This window comes from Agrobacterium bohemicum (assembly GCF_002896715.1).
In the GTDB taxonomy this organism is placed as follows: Bacteria; Pseudomonadota; Alphaproteobacteria; order Rhizobiales; family Rhizobiaceae; genus Agrobacterium; species Agrobacterium bohemicum.
In genome coordinates this window covers 102,030-127,977 of the sequence record NZ_PGEL01000027.1, presented here as the reverse complement: position 1 = coordinate 127,977, position 25,948 = coordinate 102,030, and the positions used below count along the sequence as shown (strand labels likewise).

The following is a 25,948-nucleotide window of genomic DNA, read 5'->3' as shown; positions in this document are numbered from 1 at the left end:
GGATTACAGACGACCGGAGTTTAATATAGTGCGGAATTCGGTGCCCAAAATAACGGCTGCCGGAAGGACGAAACGCGTCCTTTCACGCCCTTCGACATGGAACGTTATCAGAGTTCTGTCGGACGTGCGTCCCCTCATAAACCTCACGCTCGCGGCCCTGTTGCTGGTCGTCTGCGTGGAATGGATCGCGCGCGGCTCGCTGCAAGACGTAGGCACATTCCTGACCTCCACCACCCGGCCCGGACTGACGACACTCTTTGCCGTCATCCTCGTTCTGCTGGCGTTCGATGCGCTGCTCGGCCGGCACTACCAGTCTCTGCTTGTCGCGGGACCGCTTCTTCTGTTGCCAGCCGTCATGTCGCATCAGAAGCAACTCTATCTTTCGGACCCGCTCTACCCTTCCGATCTGCTGTTCGGTCGCCAGATCCTGCAGCTCTTGCCGACGATGCTGAAAGCGCAGCCGCTTATGGCCATCGCCATCGCGCTTGGTCTGATCATGGCTGCCGCGTTGGCTGTCATGCTGTGGCGCCTATGCCGGGACCACGCGCCGGTCATGGCGGCAAAACAGCGCGTGTTGCGGCTGATGCTGGCCATCCCGCTGCTGGCTGGCATTGGCTCTTTGATGGACTATTCGCAAAACTCCTGGCTGCGTGACCGCCTGAATATCATTCCGATGATGTGGGACCAGAAGGAAAATTATCGCCAGAACGGCTTTCTCATGGCTCTCGCCTTCAACATTCCCATGGCAAAGGTGTCGGCTCCCGCAGGTTACAGCGAAAATACGATTTNAGACATCGTCTCGGATGGCTCGGCTCATGCCGTCAACCACAGCACCTTTCCAGACGTCATCATGATCATGAGCGAATCGCTTTGGGACCCGACACGGCTGCCCAATGTATCACTTTCCAGAGACCCTATGCCGACAATCCGAAGCAGGCAGTCGGGTCACGTTTTCTCTCCGGAATTCGGCGGCATGACTGCCAATGTCGAATTCGAAGCGCTGACAGGTTTTTCCAACGCCTTCCTGCCCTATGGCAGCATCCCCTATCAACAATATGTACGGCAGCCCCTGCCGTCACTCGCCACCTTCTTCAGAAGCGAAGGCTATTCCGCCATTGCGATGCATCCGTTTCAGGACTGGTTCTGGAACCGTCGCGAGGTCTACAAATCCTTCGGCTTCGAAGAATTTCGATCGGAAGAAACGCTTCCGGTCATGGAAAAGCGCGGTACCTTTGCTTCAGACGAAGCATTGACGTCGGAGATCATGCAGACCGTGGATGCGGCGGAGAGCCCGCTTTTTCTGTTCACAGTCACTCTTCAGGGNCACGGGCCTTATGAACCGAACCGCTATATCAACAACACAATCTCGATCAACGGCTCGCTTTCGGAACAGGCAACGGAATCGCTTGCCACCTACGCCCAAGGCGTATCGGAAGCAGACGACAATTTTGCCCACCTGATCGATTGGGCGAAAAACCGCGAGCGCGATACCGTGATTGTCCTTTNCGGAGATCATCTGCCACCGCTGGGTCAAGTCTATGTCGAAAGCGGCCACATGGCCGACATGGTCGCGACCCGTCGTGCACCTTTGGACACCATGAAAAANGAGCATGAGACACCGCTGGTCGTCTGGTCGTCAAAGACCGGCCTGCACAACAGGATCGGCACGATCAGCCCGTCGCTGCTACCCTATCATGTTCTGAAANCCGCCGGCTTCAACGACCCATTCTACACCGGTGTCCTTGGCAAAGTGCAGTCATCCTATTCGGTTATCGACCGGCACATGCTGATGGAAAAGGACGGGTCGGCTGTGCCCGACTGGTCCACGGGCACGGTCGCCATTCCCTCTGCCATTAACGAATATCGCCAGCTTCAGTTCGACATGATGTTCGGACGGCAATTCGGAAAAGATCGTTTCTTCCCTGGATATGTCTGGGTTAATCCCGCTCAACCTTCCATCTGAAGAGGAATGACAGAACCATCGAATTTATTTGAATTCGGCGGTAGCCAGGATTACTCATCAGGAATATCGGACCCGTCGTCCATGGCGGTTTCGAGCCTGGCTGGAGACTGATAATGCCTGCTATCCCCGATTATATTGCCTCTCATTTCAAACGATCGTCCAAGGAAATCGGAGAGGTCGAGCGGCGCATTCTCGACGTCGCACATCAGCGAAANCTTATTTCGACGGATACCAACGTCGCATTTNCGAAAANCTCCACATTCGGCGAACGGCTTGCGGATGGCATAGCGCGCGTCGGCGGTTCCTGGGGCTTCATCATTAGCTTCATGGTGTTTCTGTTCATCTGGGCCATCATCAACACGGTAGTGATGACAACACAGGCTTTCGACCCCTACCCCTTCGTGTTTCTCAACCTCATTCTCTCCATGCTGGCGGCCATTCAGGCTCCCATCATCATGATGTCGCAAAATCGGCAAGGTACACGCGACCGTTTCGAAGCGGCCAAAGATTATGAGGTCAATCTCAAGTCGGAACTCGAGGTCTTGTCGCTGCACGAAAAGATCGACCAAAAAGTAATTGCCGAATTGGCGGCGCTGCGAGAAGAGATAGCCAAGCTGCACAACCGCCGTGAAAATGGCAGCGACTGGGCGTAACTTGCACGATGGCAACAGGTCTTTCGTAAACGATCGTCGTTTTGCGCCTTTTNCTACATTGGTTACGAATCCGTCAGATTCTTCCGCTACAGATTGACGCGGGCATTTGTTGCATTGCACTCTTGGTGCAGCGACTCGGAAGTTACTTCCGTATCAGAATGGCATCACGCTTTTCCGAGCAGCGACGCCTCCGCGCTGGAACCGTTCAGTCCGGAAATCGAATTTCTGTTCCGAGGTCTTTTTCATGAACCAATATGATCTTGTTGTTGTCGGTAGTGGTCCCGCTGGCAGACGTGCTGCCATTCAGGCTGCGAAGCTGGATAAAACGGTCCTGGTCATCGAAAAAGGCAGCCGTGTCGGCGGTGTCTCCGTTCATACCGGAACTATTCCGTCGAAGACGATGCGCGAAACGGCGCTCAATCTCTCCGGTTGGCGCGAACGCGGCTTTTATGGTCGTTCCTACCGCGTCAAGCAGGAAATCAGTGCGGAAGATTTGCGCCGCCGTCTGCTCATCACGCTGGATCATGAAGTCGAGGTTCTGGAACACCAGTTCGCGCGCAACCGCGTCACTCACATTCGCGGCAAGGCGGCATTCGTCACGCCTGATACGATGGAAATCACCAAGGACGATGGCGAGGTCATTCACGTCAAGGGCAAGAGCATTCTGCTGGCCGTTGGTACCCGCCCCTTCCGCCCCGATTACATGCCTTTCGATGGCAAGAAGGTTATCGACAGCGATGAACTGCTGGAGCTGCAAAAGCTGCCGCGTTCCATGGTCGTTATCGGCGCGGGTGTTATTGGCATCGAATATGCGACCATTTTCAGTGCGCTCGATACCGCCGTCACTATTATCGATCCCAAGCCGACAATGCTCGACTTCATTGATAAGGAAATCGTCGAAGACTTCATCTATCAGTTGCGTGATCGCAACATGAAACTGTTGCTGGGCCAGAAGGCCGAAAAGGTCGAGCATACGCCCGAAGGCAAAGTCATGCTCACGCTGGATAGCGGCCGCACCCTGACAACTGAAATGGTGCTGTTCGCCGCGGGCCGGATCGGCGCGACTGATACACTCAATCTCGCAGCAGCAGGCCTGACAGCAGACAATCGCGGCCGCCTTTCCGTTAACCCGGAAACCTTCGAGACATCGGTTCCGGGCATCTTTGCAGCTGGCGATGTCATCGGTTTNCCAAGCCTTGCCTCTACGTCCATGGAACAGGGCCGGATTGCTGCTCGCGTGGCCGTGGGTGCCATCGGCATGGAGCCGCAGAAATATTTTCCCTACGGCATCTACGCGGTGCCAGAAATCTCCACATGCGGCCTGACCGAAGAGGAAATGAAGGAACGCGGCATTGCCTATGAATGCGGCATAGCGCGCTTTCGCGAGACATCACGCGGCCATATTATGGGGCTGGACACCGGCCTGCTGAAGCTCATCTTTTCGCTGAAGACACGCAGGCTTCTGGGTGTGCATATCGTCGGTGAAGGTGCAACCGAACTCGTTCACATTGGACAGGCGGTTCTGAACCTCAAAGGCACGGTCGAGTATTTCGTGGAAAATACCTTCAATTACCCAACACTTGCCGAGGCCTACAAAATCGCCGGTCTCGATGCTTGGAACCGTATGGGCGACATCAAGAAGAACGAAACCGTTTGAGCAACCTTTGCAGCGCCCCTACCACCGGATATTGTAGCGGGCGCTGACGGAGGGCCGAAACCGGTCCTGGTACCCCTGGTCGAGATTGCCGGATACCGTAAGATTTTNACCTAGCTTCTGTTCCAAGCCGACCTTCGAGGTAAAATCATCGAACGTATCGCGGCTGGCACCCGTCAGCACAAAGGCGGTGCCGGTTGCTGAGCGGGTCAACCGCAGAGACTGAGACACATCAAGTCCACTCCACTGCTGCGCCGTGCCATCATAGCGAACCGTCACATTACGATTCGATTCGAAATCAAGTTCCGATGTTGCAATGCGTTTCTGCGAGGTCGTCATCGTCCAGGCGCTGGAACCCGTCAGAGCGTTCATCAACACACCGATATCACCAGCGACTTTCGCGCCGGGCAGGTTGGAGGACAATAACGTGACTGTCCCCCAGAATTTGACCGGCGTATCCAACAGCGCGCCACCATCCGAAGCATTCATACCCATTTCGAGGCCAGCCCGTATGGGCGTTTCGGTCGGAAGTTTCGCACCGATCCGCGCAGTATAGGATGTGTCGGAGTTCTTTGCAGGAGCCCAGATGAGGCCTTTTTCCTGCGCATGACCTAATCCTGATGACAAGCCAATGGCGACGGTGGCGACGAGAACGCCGTGTTTCGTTTTCAAAAACATGTCTCTTCCTCAAGCTTTCATAAAGCGCACCGTCCTTGGGAGACACGGAACACCTTGTTTGGCTATCGACGACACTCACATTCAGGAGCAATCGCTTTAAGTTTGCCGGTGACGCTGCAAGCGACGTGGTTCAGCCCACATCTGTCGTAGCATTCAGCTTCGCAGGCGCGTCTGTGATCATCGGGCATAACGACTGCAACCGCCGATGCCAGATGGAGAGTTGAAACTAGGGGCAAAATGCCGGGCCACGCACTCCGCGCGACGGATTTGGTTCAAGCGTCAAGCGCTACAAATCAGTGACCYGAGACTGCCAGATGAACGGTAGATGAACAAGAGCAAACGCAGCAAAAACGCGTTGTGCGCTGCAATGTGATCGAAACGTAACAGAGGTTAACAAACGTCACAAACGCAAAAGGCCGCAGCGAACGCCACGGCCTCTCGAAAATTTTATGAAAAAANGCTTACTCGGCGTCGCCTTCAGCAGCCTTCTTCTTGGCAGGCGCCTTCTTCTTCGGAGCGGCTTCTTCGCCTTCCGCAGCTTCAGCCTTGGCTGCTGCCTTCTTCTTGGCAGGCTTCTTCTCAGCCTTTTCGCCTTCTTCGGCGTCTTCCGCCAGCAGCTCTTCCTTCGTAACGGTCTTATCCGTTACAGAGATTTCTTCGAGCAACTTGTCGATGACCTTCTCTTCGAAGATCGGAGCGCGGAGCGAAGCGGAAGCACCTGGTGTGTTGCGGAAGAAATCGAGGATCTCTTTCTGCTGGCCCGGGAACTGCTGAAGCTGTGCGAACAGAGCCCGCTGCATTTCTTCTTCAGTGACTTCAACGCCAGCCTTTTCGCCGATTTCGGAAAGAACCAGGCCGAGACGAACGCGACGTTCAGCCAGCTTGCGGTATTCTTCGCGAGCTTCTTCTTCTGTCGTGTCTTCGTCAGCGAAAGTCTTGCCGGACTGAGCAAGATCGGTGTTGATCTGACGCCAGATGTTTTCGAACTCTGCATCAACCAGACCTGCTGGTGTGTCGAACTGGTAAACTTCGTCCAGCTGATCGAGAATCTGACGCTTCACCTTCTGGCGAGTGACGTTGCTGTACTGGCTTTCGATCTGGCCGCGAACGACTTCCTTCAGCTTTTCAGCAGATTCGAGACCCAGCTTCGTGGCCAGATCATCGTTGATTTCAACAGCAGCTGCGGAAGCGACGTCCTTGACGGTGATGTCGAACACGGCTTCCTTACCAGCGAGGTTCGCCGCAGGATATTCGGTCGGGAACGTAACGGTAATGGCCTTTTCATCGCCAGCCTTGACGCCAACGAGCTGGTCTTCGAAGCCAGGAATAAAGCGGCCCGAGCCGATAACGAGCTCTGCATCTTCAGCAGCGCCGCCATCAAAGGCTTCGCCATCGACCTTGCCGAGGTAGTTCATGGTGACGCGGTCGCCTTCAGCGGCCTTGCCCTTCTTTGTTTCATAGGTACGAGCGCTCTCGGCGATCTTGAGGATCTGCTCGTTGATCTCTTCTTCGGTCACTTCCACGACTTCGCGGATAACCTTGATGCCTTCGTTGGACTTCAGCTCGATCGCTGGAATCACTTCGTAAGCGAGTGTGAATTCCAGATCGCTTTCGGCTGCCAGAATCTTTTCTGCTTCGTCCTGATCTTCCGTCATGGAAATCGAAGGCTGCGTCGCAGACTTCTCGCCGCGGCCGGAAATGATTTCAGAAGGCTTGTCGCGAACGAGTTCGTTCACAAGGTCGGCCATGATGGACTTGCCATACATCTTTTTAAGATGGGCCATTGGCACCTTGCCGGGGCGGAAACCGTTGATGCGAACTTTGTCCTTGGCGTCGGCAAGGCGCTCGTCGAGGCGAGACTTCATATCGGCGGCCGGGATAACGACCTTGATTTCGCGCTTCAGCCCTTCAGCGAGCGTTTCGATAACCTGCATTTTCATACCTTCACATCATGGCGGCGGTGCTCAGACAGCCGTTGGTTTATGTTCGAGCACAGCGCCGGAACCTAAATTCACCGGCCGTAACTATATAAACTGCATGCACAAGCATTTTGCTGGGCAAAAACTGCGCTTGAGCCAGAGAGGCGGCGAAGCAAAAGCATCACACATACCTCTCGGCGATTCATTTGGTGCGGGTAGAGGGACTCGAACCCCCACAACTCTCGTCGCCAGAACCTAAATCTGGTGCGTCTACCAATTCCGCCATACCCGCGCTCTTGAATCCTGCATAAACAACATCTGGCACACGAGGCCTTCCGGAGCGCGCGTCTCTATATCACCCGTTTNCCAGAGCGCAAAGGAAAAATGACGGTTTTACGATGCTATTTCGCACCATTCCGCCGCTCCACCACTCTCTATACATACTGCGCACGGACATTTCATGCGCTAGGACACGTCGCATAGGCACCCTCCCCTTGCCGACGGTTGGAGTCGGAGTATGAACAGACAGCGCGCCTGGCATCGAAGGTAATTAATTCCATCAATATCGCGGCTTCAATTCGTCAAACGACCAAAACAGAATTGCACAACGGTAATTTGCAGCCTTTGAGAGAAATAGCAGCAAGAGTTTCGATTAACTGCCGCTCAATTATGCAAACATTAACAAAATCGCCTAGGAATTAACGATCGCCATGCGTCGGGCGCATAGGTGGCATACTTCATTGTCTGTTTTTGTTCTCGTTAAACCGATTATATTGGGTGTCAGGAAATGAGTTGAGCGCTGATCCCAAGCGGCGCCACAGACAAAGAGGACACGATTATGAACATCACTCGCTCGCTGAACAACTGGCGCAAGTATCGTCAGACAGTTACTGAACTCGGCCGCATGAGCGACCGCGAACTGACTGACCTCGGCATCGGCCGTAGCGACATCCGTCGCGTTGCACGTACAGCAGTCGGCATCTAATTATACGAAATACCGCAGGCGGAACTTCCGCATTATCGGTTGCTATCCTTAAAAAAGGTCTCGAGCTTCGGCTCCGGGGCCTTTTTCTTTGTTTTATCGTGTTTTCGAGCTTTTTTTCCACGCTCGCTTTTGATTTTGCTGTTGCGCCTAAAAAATATACACAGAACGATAAAGGATGCAAAAATAGCCGACACATTGCACAAATGCATGGCAGTCGCCTAAAAACTGCACTCCACATTAGCACTCAGCATATGTATATACACATCAACAGCAGAACGCAGGCAACTGCCTTCGGCAAACAAGTTTAGAAATCAAGAAACAAAGATTGAGGAAATCATCATGAACCCTATCCGCATCGCAAAGAACTGGATCTCTTATCGCCGCACTCTGAACGAACTGGGCAGCCTTTCCAGCCAGACGCTCAGCGACATCGGCCTGACACGTTACGACATCCGCAACGTAGCTTCCCGTTCGTTCCGCTAATCAGCGTAACCAGTCACCTGCTGACCGACCTCCCACGGACGCGGGTTGACCGAGCGACAGGAAATAAAAACGGCGCCTTGTGCGCCGTTTTTTGATTCTGGGATTGAGAACCAGAACTGACATCATTGGGTGGTAACAGCGGATCGAGGATTCCGCGATCTCATACCCAAGACCTTTCCCTCTCCATTATTTACTTCATGCCACTTGATTCGCTTGACACGAGAAACCAAACAATAGAACATAAAGTGAACAAATGGAGTTGCAGCAATGCCAGCAGCAGATAAAACCATTGAAANGGCTCTTAGCCTTGTCGCTCAATCCCGGAGCCTTCGCGAAAGGGCGCTCGAGCGTCGCCGCGAACTACAGAGACGAACGGAATATATGACCGCAAAGCCGGTTTATATTTTAAAGAAAAATGGCGGCAGGCAATTATCGCTTCGCCTGGACAGTTAGGGCGCCAGCACAAGGTTACGTGCAGGGTCTAAATGCACCCATAGACTAAAGCTGGCAGCAGCCACAAAAANTCCCGTACCACATGTCATTAGCACGGGATTTTTNCGAGCGTATAAACTTGCCTCATTGCATGCGTTCGAGTGCAGACTGTGGGGAAGCTGTTGCTGTTTCGGTGTTACCGAGCAAGCGACTGGTCTTTTTCAAAACCAGAACTGGCTTTTGTGCTCGCTCCGTCGGCATGGCGATACTGGCGGTCTTGAATTCTCGGTCCACCGGAATGGATGCGTTAATTTCTGGCTGTACAATAGAGTCAGCGAGGGCGGCCGATGCGGAGAGGCCAACCATTGCTGCGAGGATGAGAGCTGCCTTCATGTCATTCTCCCTTCGTTTCTATGTTTGAACATTGCTTTTACTTGGGAAACTTGAAATCCTCATGGAGGATCATTCCAAATGAAAAATCGGGCTAATTCTTTCTCATATCGAGTCTATTCTGAAGAGAGCGACGGAAANTCATTGCAACATACGTTCCTCTCAATGGTATGATGAGGGGCTTGTATGTAGAGGCGGCCGTGTTATTGGCGGCTTCTATGATACGGCGAGTATCGGAACTGTTTTGCGACTTCATGTCACGTCTCCTTCGCCGAATTAAACGGAAGAAGAGCGCTTTAGTTCCTCGCCTGCGGGCCAAAGGTTAAGATTTGCGACCGAAAGTTATTAACGCCCCATCACAAGCCCGTTACGAAGTCGAGGCGTCGGGGGCGGAACATCAAAAAGAATGCGTCAAATATCGAAAGTGCCTGTTGCCACGCGCACAGCGTGACCCCCGATTCGTGCCCGCGCGATCTCCTTTNCCTTCACATCCATATGCAGGTGAATGTGAGAGGGTCGGGCCATCTCGACGCCTTGTTCGATGAGGATAGGGTAATGTCCATCTGCCAGACTATCGAAGTGGTGAATAGCGCCAGAGAAAGCGGCAGCCGCAGCGCCGGTCGCCGGATCTTCCGATATGCCCATGCTTGGAGAAAACATGCGCGTATGAAACTTTGCGGCGTGATTGACGCCACCGCGGCAATATAAATAGGCCGAGGCCAGACGTCCTTCCACCAATGGCGCCAGTTTCAGCCATAGAGTGGGATCGAAATCGACTTCCTGCATCGCAGAGAGGTTTTGAACGGGTATCACCAAAAACGGCACGCCAGCCGTCCACAGCGACGGCGCGTGATTCTCAAAGCCGATCTGTGCCTCTGCCAACCCGATGGCATCGGCGATTTGAGCATGATTCAGAGGCAAAATCACGCGGGACGATTTTCTGGGTAGATCGAACTCGGCGAAACTCGCCTCACCCGGGCGAATGCGGATGGCGCAGCGTACCGGCCCAACCAGCTCCTCAAGCACTGAAACCATATCGACTTCGCCTTCGCCATGATTGCTTTCGGCAATCGCAATGGCAGCACCGACGGTGGGATGACCGGCAAAGGGCAGTTCAAAAGCGGGCGTGAAAATACGCAAGGACGCGGCATAGGCTGGATTATCGGACGTCTTGACGAAGACCGTCTCTGACAAATTCATTTCGCGAGCGATAGCCTGCATGGTTTCATCGTCAAGGCCATCTGCACCGAACATCACAGCCAGTGGATTGCCCGCCAGTTTCTGGCGCGTGAAAACATCGTAGATACTGTAACTTATCGCCACGCCTCACACCTTCCGTATCGATGTTCGTTGTCGCAAACTGCCCGACCTCACCGGCCTCCGCAACCCCGATTAATCACGCGTCGGCAAGAAGCTGTGGACTTTTCACTGGCCAGACATGCGTCTGTCGCCTGCTGATGCGCTTTGGCTTGAAAGAGCTTGTCCTGACAGGACTTCTTCATGTACCACAGACCGTCAACAGGGGTGACGGCATGTCGCGTTCAACTGATCATCTATGTTTCGTAGCGTCGACCACCGATGAAGCGCAAGATGCGCGAGACACTCTCATCAAGCAGTATGGCAATACCTCCTTCGAAGAGGCCGACGTGATCATCGTTCTGGGTGGTGACGGATTCATGCTGCAAGTGCTGAATGAAACGATGAATTCCGGCAAACGCATCTATGGCATGAATCGTGGCTCTGTCGGCTTTCTTATGAATGATTATCGTGTCNATGATCTGCCGGAGCGTGTAGCCAAGGCCACCGGAAATGAGTTTCATCCGCTTCGAATGACCGCCATCGATGCCAATGGCGAGGAATTTACTGCCCTTGCAATGAACGAAGTCAGCCTTTTTCGCCAGTCCCATCAGGCAGCCAAGTTGCGCGTCGATGTGGACGGCAAAACGCGGCTCGAAGAACTGATCTGCGATGGCATGATGGTTGCGACGCCAGCAGGCTCTACTGCCTATAATTTTTCGGCCCACGGTCCCATCCTGCCGCTCGAATCACCACTTCTGGCTCTGACACCGGTTAGCGCTTTTCGCCCTCGGCGCTGGCGTGGTGCGCTTCTTCCGAATAAGGTAACCGTCGATATCCATGTTCTCGAGAGCGAAAAACGCCCCGTCAACGCGGTGGCTGATCACATCGAGGTCAAGTCGGTGCAGATGGTGCGTATTGCGCAATCCAAGGACAGAACCGCAAAAATTCTGTCGGACCCGGATCGTTCGTGGTCGGACCGTGTGCTTGCCGAACAATTCACGAATTGACGAAGACAATGATGATCAAAACACTTGTTGCCACCACATTCCTCGCAGCCAGCATCTTCTGCGCCCCAGCCCAGGCGCAGACATCAGATATCGACGCCCTGCCCGCTTCGGTAATTTTCGTTGCAAGCAGCGGCATGTGGGAACAGACTGCCAAGATGCAGGATGGCGCAACCGTCCCGCAGACCAACGGCGGCGAGCCGACACGCGGATATTACAAGGTTGTTGCCGTGCGTCAGGGCGACGGTACGGCCAGAATTTACCTCCAGCAGCTTGCCTATACCGCAGACGGCCCGAGCCTCGTGGAGACTGTGGAACTCGAAGAATTTACGCAGATGAAGGTTTACGTGACGGACATCAGGCCCGAAAGCTCATCTGGCGCGTCCAATGTTCCCGGCCTTTTCGTTACTGTCCACCTGAAANCCGATCCCACCCAGACAGAAGCGGACGCATGGACGGTTCTGATCGATGAGCTCGNTGATATGAAGATCGAAAGAGCTTCCAACTAGATTTCCAGTTCGTCTGGACCCGCAAGCACCGCGCCAAAATGGTGTTGCCACAAGCGCGCGCCCAGAGCGCCGGAACGGTCGAGGCTGGAGCCGATGGTGAGCCACGGAACGAGCGTCGGCTGCAATCCGGCATCAAAGAATGAAAAGCCGGCAGCCAGAACGCAGGTATCTGCCTGGATGCCGCAGACCAGAACGCGGTCGAGGTCAAGTGAGCACAGGTAATCTATGGCCGCCTTCGGTGGTGCATAACCATGCTTGATGAAAATGCGGTCGGCAGGAACGAGAGACTCATCGGCTTTGCCCGGCTTCCAGCCCAACTGACGCTCGAATGGCGTTACGCTTTCGTCGTGACGTTCAACACTCGCGATCGATGGCAGTGATTTGGCCAATTCGGTAATATCGTCAACGAGTTTGGCGGGCGGGCTGAAACTCGGTTGAACATCGACGATATAAAGCACCTGCTTCACTGCTCACCTCCAAAACAAAAAACCTCCCGCAAAACATATTGGGAGAGGCCAATCTTTTATCGACAAGTCCCGGAGGATCAGTCGATATCGGCAACCTCGACATCCGCACCACCGCTGATGCGGTGGGCAAGAGCTGCTTCCATGAATTCGTTCAACTCGCCATCGAGCACATTGCCCGGAGCCGTGCTTTCAACGCCTGTGCGCAAATCCTTGACCAACTGGTAAGGCTGTAGCACGTAGGAGCGGATTTGGTGACCCCAGCCGATATCGGACTTGGAGGCTGCCTGCGCGTTGGCAGCGGCTTCCCGCTTCATCAGTTCAGCCTCATAAAGGCGCGAGCGCAACATTTCCCAGGCTTTGGCGCGGTTCTTGTGCTGCGAGCGCTCCTGCTGGCAGGCAACCGCGATGCCGCTTGGAATATGCGTGATACGCACAGCGGAGTCGGTGGTGTTGACGTGCTGCCCACCGGCACCAGACGAGCGGTATGTATCGATGCGGCAATCGCTTTCGTTGATGTCGATCTGGATCGAGTCATCAACCACCGGATAGACCCAGATGGATGAGAACGACGTATGACGACGCGCATTGCTGTCGTAAGGCGAGATGCGAACGAGGCGATGAACACCCGATTCCGTTTTCATCCAGCCGAAAGCATTGTGGCCCTTGACCAGAATGGTCGCGGATTTGATTCCCGCTTCTTCGCCGTCATGAATTTCAAGGATTTCGACCTTGTAGCCTTGGCGTTCCGCCCAGCGCGTATACATGCGCAGCAGCATGTTGGCCCAGTCCTGGCTTTCCGTACCGCCAGCGCCGGAATGGACCTCGACATAGGTGTCGTTACTATCGGCTTCGCCAGACAGCATCGCCTCCACCTGACGGCGGTTGGCTTCGCTGCGAAGCGACTTCAGCGCGTCTTCGGCTTCCTTGACGATGTCGGCATCGCCTTCGGCCTCACCCATTTCGATCAACTCGATGTTGTCGTTGACCTGCTGTTCCAGAAGTTTCACGCCATTGATGGATTCATCAAGTTGCTGGCGCTCACGCATCAGCTTCTGTGCTTCGGTGGCGTCATTCCAGAGGTTGGGATCCTCGGCCTTGTTGTTCAACCAGTCCAGTCGTCTTATCGCCTGGTCCCAGTCAAAGATGCCTCCTCAGCAGGCTTATGGCCTGCTTGATTTCGTCGACGACGTTCACGATCTCATTGCGCATTTCGCAGATACTTCGCTTTCATTGATAAACTGGGTGGCTGAATAAATGCGAGGGGCGCGGATGTAAAGACCGCGCCCCTCGCCTTTCCATCAATTGAGATCAATAGAGGCCGCCGCCACCGCCGGTAATGGCCTGCTGCGCCTGTGGTGAGGCACGCAGAATATCTTCCTGCGACATCGAGCCATCCATCCCGATGACCGAGAAGCTGCTGGCAGGACCGGTACCTGGCTTGAAGGCTTCCATGATAGTGTCAGGTTCACCTTCATTGGCAGCCATACCGGTCTTGCGGTTGACAGCCACGAACTGCATTCCATCGGGAACGATGAACTTGCTCTGCGGCAGATGCTTGGCAGCTTGAGCGATGAACTCACCGAAAATCGGTGCCGCAAGCGAACCGCCGGTGCCGCCACGTCCCAGTGGTGCCGGGCTGTCGAATCCGATGTAGAGACCAGCAACCAGATCAGGCGTATAGCCTACGAACCATGCGTCTTTTTCATCGTTGGTCGTGCCGGTCTTGCCCGCTACGGGAAGATTGACCTTGATCTTGCCTGCTGCCGTACCGCGCTGCACGACGCCCTCAAGCATGGACGTCGTCTGATAAGCCGTCATCGGATCAAGAACCTGCTCGCGATTGTCAACAATGGTCGGCTCATCCTGATTCTGCCAACTTGGTGCATTGCAGCTTTCGCAGCCACGTTCCTCATGACGGAATATGGTCTTGCCGTAACGGTCCTGAATGCGGTCGATCACGGTCGGATTGATCTGCTTGCCACCATTCGCGATAACGGAATAGGCAGAGACCATCCGCATCACGGTCGTCTCACCTGAACCGAGCGACATGGCCAGAAGCGGCGGCATTTTGTCGTAAATGCCGAACCGCTCGGCATACTCAGCCACCAGATTCATACCCATGTCCTGCGCAAGCCGCACGGTCATCAAGTTACGTGATTTTNCGATACCGAGACGCAGCGTCGAGGNACCGGCTACTTCACCGCCATAGTTCTTCGGACTCCAGACCTGCCCGCCAGAAACAACTTCCAGCGGCGCATCCATGACAACGGATGCAGGGGTGTAACCATTGTCCAAAGCCGCAGCATAGATGAACGGCTTGAAGGAAGAACCCGGCTGACGCATGGCCTGCGTTGCGCGGTTGAACTCGGACTGACCGTAGGAGAAACCGCCGACCATAGCGAGAACACGACCGGTATGCGGGTCCATCACCACCATACCGCCCTGCACCTTGGGAGGCTGACGAAGGCGGTAATCATCGCCCTTGTCCGAAAGAGGCTCGACATAGACGACATCGCCGGCTTTCAGGACGGTCGCGGGTGACTTTGCTGTCGCACGCTGGCCCTTGGCATCACGGTAGGCCCATTTCATGTTTNCAGGCTTGATACGGCCACGGCTACGCAGATCAGGATTTNCCGCATCACCATCCGGACGAAGCCCGATATCGACGCCATCAGCTGTGGCTGACAAGACGACGGCCATCTTCCATTCAGGCACATCGCGAAGCGGTCTCAGCTTCAAAAGTGCGGCAACCCAGTCGCCGGATGCATCGATCTGATCGACCGGGCCATGAAANCCACGACGCTCGTCATAGTCCAACAAGCCGTCCTGAAGGGCCTTGCGGGCTTCCATCTGGATATCGGGGTCGAACGAGGTGCGAACGGAAAGACCGCCTTCCAGCAAAGCCTTTTCGCCGTATTTCTCAACGATCTGACGGCGCGCTTCCTCTGAGAAATAATCGGATGCCGCAAGACGTGCTCCGCCGGTGCGGATGTTCACCCCCAGTGGCTGGGCTTTTGCGTCGGTGGCATCAGCGGCGGTAATGTAGCCATTTNCCGCCATGCGATCGATGACCCAGTTACGACGCTCGATGGCTGCCTTTTCACGGCGCAGCGGATGATAGTTCGCCGGACCCTTGGGAAGCGCGGCCAGATAGGCCGTCTCGGCAATCGTCAATTCGGTCACGGATTTGTTGAAATAGGTCAGCGCAGCGCTGGCTATACCATAGGAATTCAGACCGAAGAAAATCTCGTTGAGATAAAGCTCAAGGATTTTGTCCTTGCTGTAGGCCTGCTCGATGCGGAAGGACAGCACGGCTTCCTTGGCCTTGCGTTCCATCGTCTGCTCATTCGTCAACAGGAAGTTCTTGGCAACCTGCTGCGTAATGGTCGAGCCACCCTGCGTTGGACCACCCGTTGCAAANGCAACTGCAGCGCGGGCAAAGCCGGTAACATCAATGCCGGGATGCTGATAGAAATTCTTGTCTTCCGCTGAAAGAAACGCTGCTTTGACCCGGTCGGGGACAGCCTGGATCGGCAGGAACAAACGCCGCTGCTTGGCGTACTCCGCCATCAGCGCGCCGTTACCAGCATGAACGCGCGTCGTCACCGGCGGCTCGTAACTCGCCAGGACGGCGTAATCGGGGAGATCCTTCGTTATCGTCATCAAATAAATGGCGACACCACCTGCTGCCACAAGGAACAGCATGCTGGCCAAGCCAAAGAAATATCCAATAAGTCTGATCATATTTAGCTACCGATACTTCGAATCGCAAAAGGTTGCGCCCGTCGTTATGAGCACATTCTCGCATATAGAGTGCCGTTTTGCACACCGCTTCAACGATGACAAGCTGCCAATAGAAGCATTCTCCGATATGTTATCGCGAACCACCTCTTCTGCTCAATGAAAAGAAGCAGCCCTGACCATCGAATCTCACCNTCGAGTAACGTGGGGAATGTGCGTAAAATAGGGCTTCGACCCAATTTATAACGGCTTGGGGTGCGCGGCAAACCGTTTTTAGGGCGACGGACGCATAGATGCCACAGCGGTTAGCTTTGCTTGGGAAGGCCCCTCAGCCGCCATTCGCCAGCGCTTGGGCACGATAGCGCGTAACGGCAGTCGCCAGCGTGTCGGCGACCTTTGCGCGCCACGCCTCGTCCAGCAACAACTTTTCGTCATCCGGGTTGGAGAGGAATCCAAGTTCCAGCAGAACGGACGGCACGTCATGGGCGCGCAACACCTGAAAGCCCGCGTAACGATGCGGGTTGTTGATGAGCCCTACTTGCCCCTCAAAGGATTTAACGATGTTTTCTGCCAAGGTTACGGAAAATGCCTGCGTTTCACGCCGCGTCAGATCGAGAAGAATGTCCGCAACCTCTGGCTGCTCACTCTGAACAGTCACGCCCGCAATCTGATCCGAAAGGTTTTCGCGTTCGGCAAGGTCTTGCGCCATCCGGTCAGAAGCGCGATCTGATATAGTATAGACGGTCGCCCCGCGAATGCCCTTTTGTTTCAGGGTGTCGGCGTGGACGGAGATGAAGAGATTGGCATTTTGCTGACGGGCTAGGATCACGCGCTCTGAAAGAGCCAGAAACGTGTCGTCGTCCCGCGTCAAAAACGCCTTGATACCGGGCAGCTTGTTGAGGCGATCAGCCAGTTGCTTGGCGAATGTCAGAGTAATGACTTTTTCGTCCGTTCCGGAANCGGCACCCTTGGCACCAGCATCGATGCCGCCATGGCCTGCATCAACCGCGATGACGAAATCCGACTGGCGCGATGTTTTCGGCGCGATATCGGCGGTCACCGAAGCGGTCGTCGCGGGCGCAAGAGCGTGCCAGCTCTGATTCTTCAACAGTTCTGCGAATTTCTGCTTCGTCGCCATTTCCGTATCCAGCACGAAACGGAAAATCTTGCCACCATCATCAGACTTGGTTTCGGCGATCACCACATGCGCAGGTTTCTTGGCTGTCAGCACGAGCCGCGCACTGCCCTCACCCATGCTGCCGAAGCGGATATCGCTAAACAGGCCGGTCGGGGCGAGATCGCTGGTCGGAAANGAAAAGCCGACGGCTGGGAAGTCTACGACGATCCGCGTGGGCGAATCGAGATAATGAACCTCGAATTCCGGCTCCCGGTTGAACTCCATGACGATGCGGGTGCGCGCTTCATCACCAATGATACGCGCCTCGTTCGCAACCAGCGACGGTGCCTGTTCGCTTGCATGCGCCATTTCAAGGCCCGACAGCACACCCAGCAACGCCAAGGCGAAAACCCGACTGATTCGTGCAATCGAAATCCGTATTTGTGACACGTTGATGCCGTCGATCGATGTTTTGATGGTCGCCAAAGTCATTTCCGTATTTGTCGTCTTTTAACAGAGGAAGCCGTCGGTTTCAGCCAAATCCCGTTATTTACCACCGTCAGAATGGCCTGATTTGCGCTGTGGCGCAACAATCGCAGCCCTTGGTGAAGCAATTCTTAATTGTGAAATTCCACCAATGATATGGCATATTTAGCCACCCTATTGCTATTATGACGGATAAAACATACAACGTGAATGAGGGTTAAAAGTGTTGACGGGATAGACGCCCGCCGGCTGCCAATCGACAAAGACGCTGGCGCTGTAATTTCGGGCAATCATCTGCCGTCGCTGCATTTTTCTCCTGAAACTGAATCAATTCCGGCCGTGGCTGGAACAATACCCGGTGGCATGCCACCGCACGCTCGAAGAGAGCATTTTCATCGGATCCTTCGGGATCTATTTATTAAAGTCGTTCTCGCTTGGCCAATGATGTCGTTGCAGCAGCTTTCAAATCAACCGGATACCAGGAGCAGGCATCATGCTTTGCCAGTTGTCCGGATGCTGCCAGTTAACCGACGCCGGGCAAGAAACTTCATTTCCGGCACACCCTTGAAAATAGATGAAAGGCCTGTCCTCGCGACGGGCCTGCTCTCGTATATGACAAGGCTGCGCCGAGGAGCACAGCTTACATGGCAGACAAAATGCTTATCGACGCGTCCCATGAAGAGGAGACGCGCGTTGTTGTAGTTCGTGGAAATCGAATTGAAGAATTCGATTTCGAGTCGGAACACAAGAAGCAAATCCGAGGCAATATCTATCTTGCCAAGGTGACACGCGTAGAGCCTTCCCTTCAGGCAGCATTCGTCGATTACGGCGGCAATCGCCACGGATTTCTCGCTTTCGCAGAAATTCACCCGGATTATTACCAGATCCCTCTGGCCGATAGGCAGGCACTGCTGAGAGCAGAAGCCGAAGATCACCGTCGTAACGACGACTTCGAGTCCGCCAACGATGCGCCTAATGAGCCATCTTCTGCGTCTTCGCTTGCCGTTGATCTTTCCCAAGCCGATCAGCCTGATATCGGTATCGTTGCGGCAACCACCGTTGAAGAAGCCGAAACCACTGAAGTTGCGGCAGAACCTGCTGAAACCGAAGTCGAGGCCGTAGCCGATGAAACGCCTGCAGAAGACGAAAAGCCGAAGAAGCGCGTTCGTCGTCCTCGTACAAAGAAAAAGGCCGAAGCGGATGACGTTTCTGCCGAAGCAGCCCCTTCGGACGAAAGCTCAGAAGACGATGGCAGCAAGGGCGGCGAAATGGCTGCCATGGTCGATACCGATACGATTTCGGAAGAAGTCGAAGGCCTTGGCCGTCGCGACAATGATGATGACGACGATGATGACGATCATCACGAAAAGGAAGTCATTGAATCCGTTGGCGCAGAAGACGCGATGGAAGAAGTTCCAGATCGTATTTCCCGCAAGCCACGCAAACAATACCGCATTCAGGAAGTCATCAAGCGCCGCCAGATCCTTCTGGTTCAGGTTGCCAAGGAAGAACGCGGCAACAAGGGTGCAGCGCTGACGACATATCTGTCGCTCGCCGGTCGTTATTCCGTTTTGATGCCGAACACGGCGCGTGGCGGTGGTATTTCCCGCAAGATCACTCAGCCGACGGACCGCAAGCGTCTGAAGGAAATCGCGCGCGATCTGGAAGTGCCACAGGGCATGGGCGTTATCCTTCGCACAGCCGGTGCCAACCGCACCCGCGTCGAAATCAAGCGCGACTTCGAATATCTGATGCGTCTGTGGGAAAATGTCCGCACGCTGACGCTCAACTCAACCGCTCCTTGCCTCGTGTATGAAGAAGGGTCGCTCATCAAGCGTTCGATCCGCGATCTCTATAACAAGGACATCAGCGAAATCATCGTGTCTGGCGAAGAAGGCTATCGTGAAGCGAAAGACTTCATGAAGATGCTGATGCCGAGCCACGCCAAGGTCGTCCAGCCTTACCGCGATATTCACCCGATCTTCTCGCGTTCGGGCATCGAAGCGCAGCTCGACCGTATGTTGCAGCCGCAGGTGACGTTGAAGTCCGGTGGTTATCTGATCATCAATCAGACGGAAGCGCTGGTTGCCATCGACGTGAACTCCGGTCGTTCGACCCGCGAACATTCCATCGAAGAAACCGCCGTTCAGACGAACCTTGAAGCCGCTGAAGAAGTGGCGCGCCAGCTGCGTCTTCGCGACCTTGCCGGTCTCGTGGTCGTCGACTTCATCGACATGGAAGAAAAACGCAACAACCGTTCCGTCGAAAAGAAGCTCAAGGATTGCCTGAAGAACGACCGCGCCCGCATTCAGGTCGGCCGCATCTCGCATTTCGGCCTGCTGGAAATGTCGCGCCAGCGTATTCGCGCTTCGGTTCTGGAATCCACGACCCAGGTCTGCTCGCATTGCGGCGGCACGGGCCATGTCCGCTCCGAATCCTCCATTGCTCTGCATGTCCTGCGCGGCGTCGAGGAATACCTGTTGCGCAACACCACGCACAACATCACGGTCCGCTGCACGCCGGATACCGCGCTCTATCTGCTCAACCACAAGCGCGCGACGATTGTCGATTATGAAGTTCGCTTCGGCGTGGCCATCATCATCGCGGCCGATGAGAGCGTTGGTGCGCAGCACTTCGCAATCGATCGCGGTGAAGCCGTCGAAAATCCGGTGAAGATCGAAAGCCTCATCCAGATGCTTCCTGACTTCGAGGAAGAGGAAGACGACATCATCATCGAAGCCGATGAGGATGAAGACGAGGATGAAGTCGTCGTGAAGGCGGAGAAGACCGAAGCACGTCCCGCGCAGGCCGATACGGGTGAAGACGGCAAGCGCAAGCGCAAGCGTCGTCGTCGTCGTCGGGGTAAGAATGGCGGCCAGAACGGCGCCGAGGCCAATGGTGATGCGGAAGACGACACGTCGTCTGACGATCAGGATGACGACGCAGACGCAGATTCCGATGAAGAGGCGTCCGCCTCGACACCGGAAACAGGCGACAGCGCGACATCTGACGATGGCAAGCGGAAGCGCCGCCGCCGTGGTAAACGGGGTGGACGCCGCAATCGCGACGAAAACGGCAACCTCATCGATGAGGATGGCTCTGAGCCTGAAATATCCGAGGGCGTTGAAGACGGTGCTGCTGCCGCTGCGATAGAGGGCGTCGAAGAGCCCACAGTCGTAGAAGCAGTCAAGGCCGAAGCAGCAACTCCAACCGTGGAAGAAACGGAAANGCCGAAGAAGCCACGCCGGACCCGCAAGGCCAAGGAAACCGCAACTAAGGAGCCTGTAGAAGCTGCTGCTGCTGCTGCTCCGACCCAGGCTCCCGCTCCTATCCCCGTCGAAACGGTGGAACCCATTGTCGTTGAAGTGACCGTCGCAGACGTTGCGGTCGAAGAAGCTGGCGAAGCCTCTGCTGATCTCGGAAACGAGATTGCGGAAAGCACCAAGCCTGCCCGTGCCAACCGTGGTGACAACGTGTCCTCCTCGGAGCCAGTCGTCACCTCGCCATCAGGCGAAGGCGCCGAAGGCGGCGATCAGTCCAAGCCACGCAAGGGCGGCTGGTGGCAAAGACGCGGCTTTTTCTAAGAAGCAGCCGTCGAAACCGACGTGACCAATCAGAGAGGCTCCGTTTNGCGGGGCCTCTTTCGTTTNCAGAGGAACCTACCCGCAGCGCCCGTGATAAAGCGGGGTTAGGCGACATAGACAGAAGATATTGTTGTCAGTTGCCGCCGATGGTATCGATAAGGTCATGAGAACAAACAAGCCGATGACCGAATCGGATTATAAGTCGCTGCTCCTGAAAATCCTGCGAGCGCACGCACCGTCCGCGTTGGAAAACTTACGGCACTTAAAACAAAATCTCCCCGGGAAGACACACATGCTAATGATCGGCATACATCCCGGTCAGTCCGAAGAAGGTTTCTTTGACATTGTGGTTCACTTGGACGGGCCGGATCTCTACGTCCTCAACAAAGCTGTCGCGCCATACCGCACATTATTCGAAGTTCAGTGCATTGATGGTCGTATGCAGCCCGATGTCCCTATGTACGGTGCAGAAGAAGTGTGCTTTTCCGTCAATGATGCCATTGTCGACGTCAGCATAGAGTGGATTGAACAGTTCTGGTGTGAATTTGGCGGTGTCGGTCTACCAGCACAGGTCTTTGGAGAAGAAGGCTACGGCGCGTGGCCAAATGCTATTTATAGTGCAGAGAACACGCAGTACGCATAAAGCCGTATCGTTTCCGATACGGCTTTCAAATATGATACATGATCTGAAAGAAGGCAGACAGCCCGCTCAGCGAACCGTCACTCGTCGCGATATACCTTTTCACGGCGCTCGTGGCGTTCCTGGGCTTCGATGGACAGGGTTGCTATGGGACGCGCGTCCAGTCTCTTGATGCCGATTGGCTCGCCGGTTTCTTCGCAATAGCCATATGTACCTTCGTCGATCCGTTGGAGCGCTGCATCGATTTTCGAAATCAGCTTTCTCTGGCGGTCACGGGCGCGAAGCTCGATTGCGCGGTCCGTCTCGGATGATGCCCTGTCAGCCAGGTCCGGATGGTTGGCGCTTTCTTCTGCGAGATGACCCAGCGTCTCGCGCGCTTCTCTCAGAATGTCGTTCCTCCAGCCGACCAGCTTCGCCCGAAAATAGGCTTTCTGGTTGGCGTTCATGAACTCATCGCTTTCCGAGAGCACATAATTGCTAAGATCGATCTTCTCACTCACGCGATTCTCCTCGAAGAACATCTCACATGGCGCGGGTATACTCCAATGCGACACAGCCATTCAAGTGCGCAGAACGGTTTTCAGGCATTTTTAAATCTGTCACAAAATTCAGCTAAACGGTTATTTTTTAAGCTTTATTCGCGAAACACGAATTATTTCTTCAATCACGTTATGAGAACTTGATTATATAGGCCTCCACTTGCAGTGACTTCATCTGTTCCTGTAAAGCTTGCCAACGATGTTCACACCTGCATGGGATGTCCCGGAAATGCCAGTGCTTCAACCGCCACCGTTCCGGGTCTATCTGATGCGACACGCGCATGCTGCGTGGCCTGTTGCCGGTGAGCGGGACTTCGACAGGCGCCTGGATGACGTGGGCTATGCGGAGGTCGAAATCGTCGGTGCGCGCGCAGCGGAAAAGGGCTACCTCCCCGATGTCGTATTGAGCTCGACAGCGACGCGTTGTGGCGAAACTGCTAAGTCCGTGCGGCGCGCATTCAACGACGCCTTCGACATCAGCTATGTCGACGAGATGTACAACGCCCAGCCGGAAACCTATCTCGCATTGATAGTCGCTCAAGCGCCAAGCCGTTCCGTGATGCTGATTGGGCATAACCCGACGCTGGATGCCGTTGCGGAAGCGTTTCTAGGCCAGCGGAAAATGGAAAGCCTGTTGCCATCTGGCTTTCCCACCGCGGGCCTTGCCGTGCTCGACGCAAAGCTTGGGGGTGATAGCAGGGTGACGGAATGGCAAATGCTCGAATTCCTCGCCCCATAAAGCGAGAGTTTGCCATATAAAANCTTTCCATGGCCCGCTTCTTTTTTAAGCAGCCGCCAGCCCTATATATTTTCATGAACCGAAATATTTTGTGGGAAACATTCATTGGCGCCATCCCTTACATCCGTCACCGATAGCGCATTGATTGCCATAGACAATCTCACGGATCGCGCGAGCGCCCTGACCAACCCGACCTTGAGACTGGGCGTGACGGGGCTTTCGCGGGCGGGGAAGACAGTTTTCATCTCCTCGCTGGTCCACAATCTACTAAATGGCGGCCGCCTTCCATTGTTTGAGGCGCTTCGCTCTGGCCGAGTTTCCAACGTGCGGCTGGAGCCACAGCCGGATGACGCCATTCCACGTTTNCAGTATGAGGATCATATTCAGGCGCTGGTGCGCGACCGCATCTGGCCCGATTCGACCCGCGCCATTTCCGAATTGCGCATCACGCTGGATTACCAGAGCGCCAGCGGTTGGGGTCGATGGTTCTCGTCAGGCCGTCTTGCCATCGATATCGTCGATTATCCCGGAGAGTGGCTGCTGGACCTGCCGCTCCTGACTCAGGATTATAAGACCTTCAGCGACAATACCCTTTCCCTCGCCACCCAGGGCGTTCGTGCAGAGCTTGCGCGTGAATGGCTGGAAATCGCCACCTCGGTGAATATTGACGGCCCAGCCGATGAGATGACCGCGCGACGTCTGGCGGAAAGTTTCGCCACTTACCTTCGCGCCTGCAAATCGGATGAGCGCTCGCTTTCTACCCTGCCACCCGGGCGCTTCCTGATGCCGGGTGATCTGGAGGGCTCTCCTGCCCTTACCTTCTCGCCTCTTCCAGGCTTGAGCGATGCGAGAGCACCGAAGGGTTCGCTCAGAGCGATGATGGAGCGGCGTTATGAAGCCTACAAGTCCATCGTTGTGAAGCCGTTTTTTCGTGAGCATTTCGCTCGCCTCGACAGACAGATCGTGCTGATCGATGCGCTGCAGGCCGTCAATCGCGGCCCGGAGGCAGTGCAGGACCTTGAACGTGCTCTGGGTGATGTTCTTGCTTGCTTCCGCCCCGGCAAGAACAGCCTGTTGTCGTCTCTGGTGCGCCGGCGCATCGACAAGGTGCTGGTCGCGGCAACAAAAGCGGACCATCTTCACCACGAAAGCCATGACCGCCTCGAAAACCTCACGAGACGCCTCGTGGACCGCGCGATAACCACCATCGGCATGAGCGGTGCAGGCATCGAGGTTATGGCGCTCGCCTCCGTGCGCGCCACCAAAGAGGCCAGCGTGCGTCAGGACGGCCACTCGCTTCCCGTCATCGTCGGAACGCCGATTGCAGGCGAGAAGATCAATGGCGAAATCTTCGACGGCAATCGCACGACGGCCATTTTCCCGGGCGATCTGCCGGAAGACCCGGAACCGCTGTTTCGGGCACTGGATGCAGAGGGCGATAAGGCCGATCTGCCGGATGTGAACGTCTTGCGTTTTCGCCCGCCCAAGCTGGAGGAAACCAGTGGTGGCATAAAGCTGTCCGTTCCGCACATCCGGCTGGACCGCGCCATGCAGTTCCTCTTTGGAGACAAGCTCGCATGAAGGACGACAGCAACACACCTGGCCGCCGGCCGGCCGCCTTCACGCTGGAGAGCGAACCAGCGCCCGCTCACATGGGGGATATCAAGCGGTCACCCCGTAGCTTCGACGCCGATATCTCCATGACGCCGGATGAGGAAGACCCGTTTCTAGCCCCGGAGGAAATCGACAAGAGTTCCCTGCCCGTCGCAGCGCCGCGCAAGCGCAAATTCTCCTTTGGCAAACTGGCCATGGGCGCGGTCGGCGTGCTGTTCTCGCTTGCCTTCGGGCTTTGGGCCGACCAGCTGATCCGCGATCTTTTTTCGCGATCGGACTGGCTGGGTTATACGGCGAGCGTCGCGCTGGCCGTCGCCGCCTTTGCAGTCGTCGCTCTGGTGGCACGGGAAACGATCGGTATCATGCGGCTAAATGCCGTCCAGTCGCTGAAATCAGACGCGGAAAAGGCGGCGCTCGATAAAAAATCGACGGCTGCACGCGCCGTCATCGTGCGGTTGAACGCCGTGCTGGCGCACCGGGCCGAGACGGCAAAGGGTCGTGCCGCGCTGAAGGAGACGGAAAACGACGTCATAGACGGCCCGCATCTCATCGAACTTGCGGAACGCGAATTGCTGAGCCCGCTGGACCGTCAGGCACGCGCGCTGATCATGAATTCCTCCAAGCGCGTCTCTGTCGTCACCGCCGTCAGCCCGCGTGCGGTCGTTGACCTCGCCTATGTGCTGTTTGAGGTCACACGGTTGGTTCGGACCATGGCAGAGCTCTACGGTGGCCGACCCGGCACGCTTGGCATGCTGAGACTGTTGCGGGATGTCGTTGCGCATCTGGCTGTAACAGGGTCGATTGCGGTGGGTGATGGACTGGCCCAGCAGGTCTTGGGCCACGGCATTGCCTCGCGGCTTTCCGCACGGTTGGGCGAAGGCGTCATCAATGGTTTGATGACGGCACGAATCGGTATCGCCGCCATGGATTTGTGCCGTCCACTGCCGTTCAGGGCTTTGAAACGCCCTGGCATCAGCGATTTTGTTTCCGATCTCACCCCTGATTTGACGAACCGCAAAANTGATGAGAAGCCCTGAGATACAAGGCTTCCA

20 protein-coding genes and 1 tRNA gene are annotated in these 25,948 nt (G+C 55.3%); 12 read left to right on the top strand and 9 right to left on the bottom strand.

All coding sequences use genetic code 11. The annotated features are described in order from the left end of the window. Positions 1-28 precede the first annotated feature (28 nt). The 3 genes from CUC55_RS16040 (at position 29) to sthA (ending at position 4,273) form a co-directional block, all read left to right on the top strand. Positions 29-1,963, top strand: coding sequence for an LTA synthase family protein (locus CUC55_RS16040; protein WP_103088501.1), 1,935 nt, complete (start codon positions 29-31; stop codon positions 1,961-1,963). A gap of 113 nt (positions 1,964-2,076) precedes the next feature. Continuing rightward, entirely contained in the window at positions 2,077-2,616 is a 540-nt protein-coding gene (locus tag CUC55_RS16035) for a DUF1003 domain-containing protein (RefSeq protein ID WP_103088500.1), read from the top strand. A 244-nt stretch (positions 2,617-2,860) separates the two neighbouring features. Continuing rightward, entirely contained in the window at positions 2,861-4,273 is a 1,413-nt protein-coding gene (sthA, locus tag CUC55_RS16030; protein ID WP_103088499.1) for a Si-specific NAD(P)(+) transhydrogenase, read from the top strand. A gap of 1,136 nt (positions 4,274-5,409) precedes the next feature. On the opposite strand, the gene tig is transcribed toward sthA, so the two are convergent. Then, positions 5,410-6,882: a trigger factor gene (gene tig, locus CUC55_RS16020; RefSeq protein ID WP_067644152.1), complete on the bottom strand. Its 1,473-nt coding sequence runs from the start codon at positions 6,880-6,882 to the stop codon at positions 5,410-5,412. Positions 6,883-7,074: 192 nt separating this feature from the next. Continuing rightward, positions 7,075-7,159: transfer RNA gene (locus CUC55_RS16015), tRNA-Leu, on the bottom strand. Between the two features lie 546 nt (positions 7,160-7,705). Between CUC55_RS16015 and CUC55_RS16010 the strand changes: the two genes are divergently transcribed. Together CUC55_RS16010 and CUC55_RS16005 are read left to right on the top strand one after the other, a co-directional pair. After that, positions 7,706-7,852 (top strand): DUF1127 domain-containing protein, encoded by a 147-nt coding sequence (locus CUC55_RS16010; protein ID WP_082760104.1) that lies wholly within the window; start codon positions 7,706-7,708, stop codon positions 7,850-7,852. Positions 7,853-8,191: 339 nt separating this feature from the next. Next, positions 8,192-8,335 carry a DUF1127 domain-containing protein gene (locus CUC55_RS16005; protein ID WP_077100706.1) on the top strand — a complete coding sequence of 48 codons (144 nt, stop codon included), beginning with the start codon at positions 8,192-8,194 and terminating at the stop codon, positions 8,333-8,335. A 576-nt stretch (positions 8,336-8,911) separates the two neighbouring features. On the opposite strand, the gene CUC55_RS15995 is transcribed toward CUC55_RS16005, so the two are convergent. Then, a complete protein-coding gene (locus CUC55_RS15995; protein WP_067642823.1) occupies positions 8,912-9,160 on the bottom strand; it encodes a hypothetical protein in 249 nt (82 codons plus the stop codon). A gap of 408 nt (positions 9,161-9,568) precedes the next feature. Further along, positions 9,569-10,480, bottom strand: a complete 912-nt coding sequence (locus CUC55_RS15990; protein ID WP_103088497.1) for a PhzF family phenazine biosynthesis protein — start codon at positions 10,478-10,480, stop codon at positions 9,569-9,571. A gap of 209 nt (positions 10,481-10,689) precedes the next feature. Here CUC55_RS15990 and CUC55_RS15985 point away from each other — a divergent pair, with 209 nt between their 5' ends. Continuing rightward, entirely contained in the window at positions 10,690-11,463 is a 774-nt protein-coding gene (locus CUC55_RS15985) for an NAD kinase (RefSeq protein WP_103088761.1), read from the top strand. Between the two features lie 11 nt (positions 11,464-11,474). Then, entirely contained in the window at positions 11,475-11,969 is a 495-nt protein-coding gene (locus CUC55_RS15980; RefSeq protein WP_170063901.1) for a hypothetical protein, read from the top strand. Here the strand turns inward: CUC55_RS15980 and CUC55_RS15975 are convergent. The 4 genes from CUC55_RS15975 to CUC55_RS15960 form a co-directional block, all read right to left on the bottom strand. Then, on the bottom strand, positions 11,966-12,436 hold the full coding sequence (locus tag CUC55_RS15975; RefSeq protein WP_067642815.1) for a cysteine hydrolase family protein: 471 nt from the start codon (positions 12,434-12,436) through the stop codon (positions 11,966-11,968). The genes CUC55_RS15980 and CUC55_RS15975 overlap by 4 nt on opposite strands. A 77-nt stretch (positions 12,437-12,513) precedes the next feature. Further along, positions 12,514-13,645, bottom strand: a protein-coding gene (gene prfB / locus CUC55_RS15970) for a peptide chain release factor 2 (RefSeq protein ID WP_170063900.1) whose coding sequence is annotated in 2 segments (ribosomal slippage) — positions 12,514-13,575 and positions 13,577-13,645 — 1,131 coding nt in all. Because the reading frame shifts where the segments join, the coding sequence is not laid out codon by codon here. 99 nt (positions 13,646-13,744) lie between these two features. Further along, positions 13,745-16,180, bottom strand: coding sequence for a penicillin-binding protein 1A (locus tag CUC55_RS15965; protein WP_103088494.1), 2,436 nt, complete (start codon positions 16,178-16,180; stop codon positions 13,745-13,747). 325 nt (positions 16,181-16,505) lie between these two features. Continuing rightward, positions 16,506-17,663 (bottom strand): N-acetylmuramoyl-L-alanine amidase, encoded by a 1,158-nt coding sequence (locus tag CUC55_RS15960; RefSeq protein ID WP_245417783.1) that lies wholly within the window; start codon positions 17,661-17,663, stop codon positions 16,506-16,508. A 761-nt stretch (positions 17,664-18,424) separates the two neighbouring features. Between CUC55_RS15960 and CUC55_RS15950 the strand changes: the two genes are divergently transcribed. Both CUC55_RS15950 and CUC55_RS15945 read left to right on the top strand, forming a co-directional pair. Then, the gene (locus CUC55_RS15950; protein ID WP_103088492.1) at positions 18,425-21,364 is read left to right on the top strand and encodes an Rne/Rng family ribonuclease; all 2,940 of its coding nucleotides are present in this window, start codon (positions 18,425-18,427) and stop codon (positions 21,362-21,364) included. Positions 21,365-21,494: 130 nt separating this feature from the next. After that, complete coding sequence (locus tag CUC55_RS15945) at positions 21,495-22,007, top strand: DUF6389 family protein (RefSeq protein ID WP_157940970.1); 513 nt, start codon at positions 21,495-21,497, stop codon at positions 22,005-22,007. 77 nt (positions 22,008-22,084) lie between these two features. On the opposite strand, the gene dksA is transcribed toward CUC55_RS15945, so the two are convergent. Next, positions 22,085-22,504: an RNA polymerase-binding protein DksA gene (gene dksA, locus CUC55_RS15940; RefSeq protein WP_067644141.1), complete on the bottom strand. Its 420-nt coding sequence runs from the start codon at positions 22,502-22,504 to the stop codon at positions 22,085-22,087. Between the two features lie 268 nt (positions 22,505-22,772). On the opposite strand from dksA, the gene CUC55_RS15935 reads away from it, so the two are divergent. The 3 genes from CUC55_RS15935 (at position 22,773) to CUC55_RS15925 (ending at position 25,933) form a co-directional block, all read left to right on the top strand. Continuing rightward, positions 22,773-23,282 (top strand): SixA phosphatase family protein, encoded by a 510-nt coding sequence (locus CUC55_RS15935; protein ID WP_067644138.1) that lies wholly within the window; start codon positions 22,773-22,775, stop codon positions 23,280-23,282. A gap of 105 nt (positions 23,283-23,387) precedes the next feature. After that, positions 23,388-24,863 (top strand): YcjX family GTP-binding protein, encoded by a 1,476-nt coding sequence (locus CUC55_RS15930; protein ID WP_103088491.1) that lies wholly within the window; start codon positions 23,388-23,390, stop codon positions 24,861-24,863. After that, entirely contained in the window at positions 24,860-25,933 is a 1,074-nt protein-coding gene (locus CUC55_RS15925; RefSeq protein ID WP_103088490.1) for a YcjF family protein, read from the top strand. The genes CUC55_RS15930 and CUC55_RS15925 overlap by 4 nt, the downstream gene beginning before the upstream one ends. The last annotated feature ends 15 nt before the right edge of the window (positions 25,934-25,948 follow it).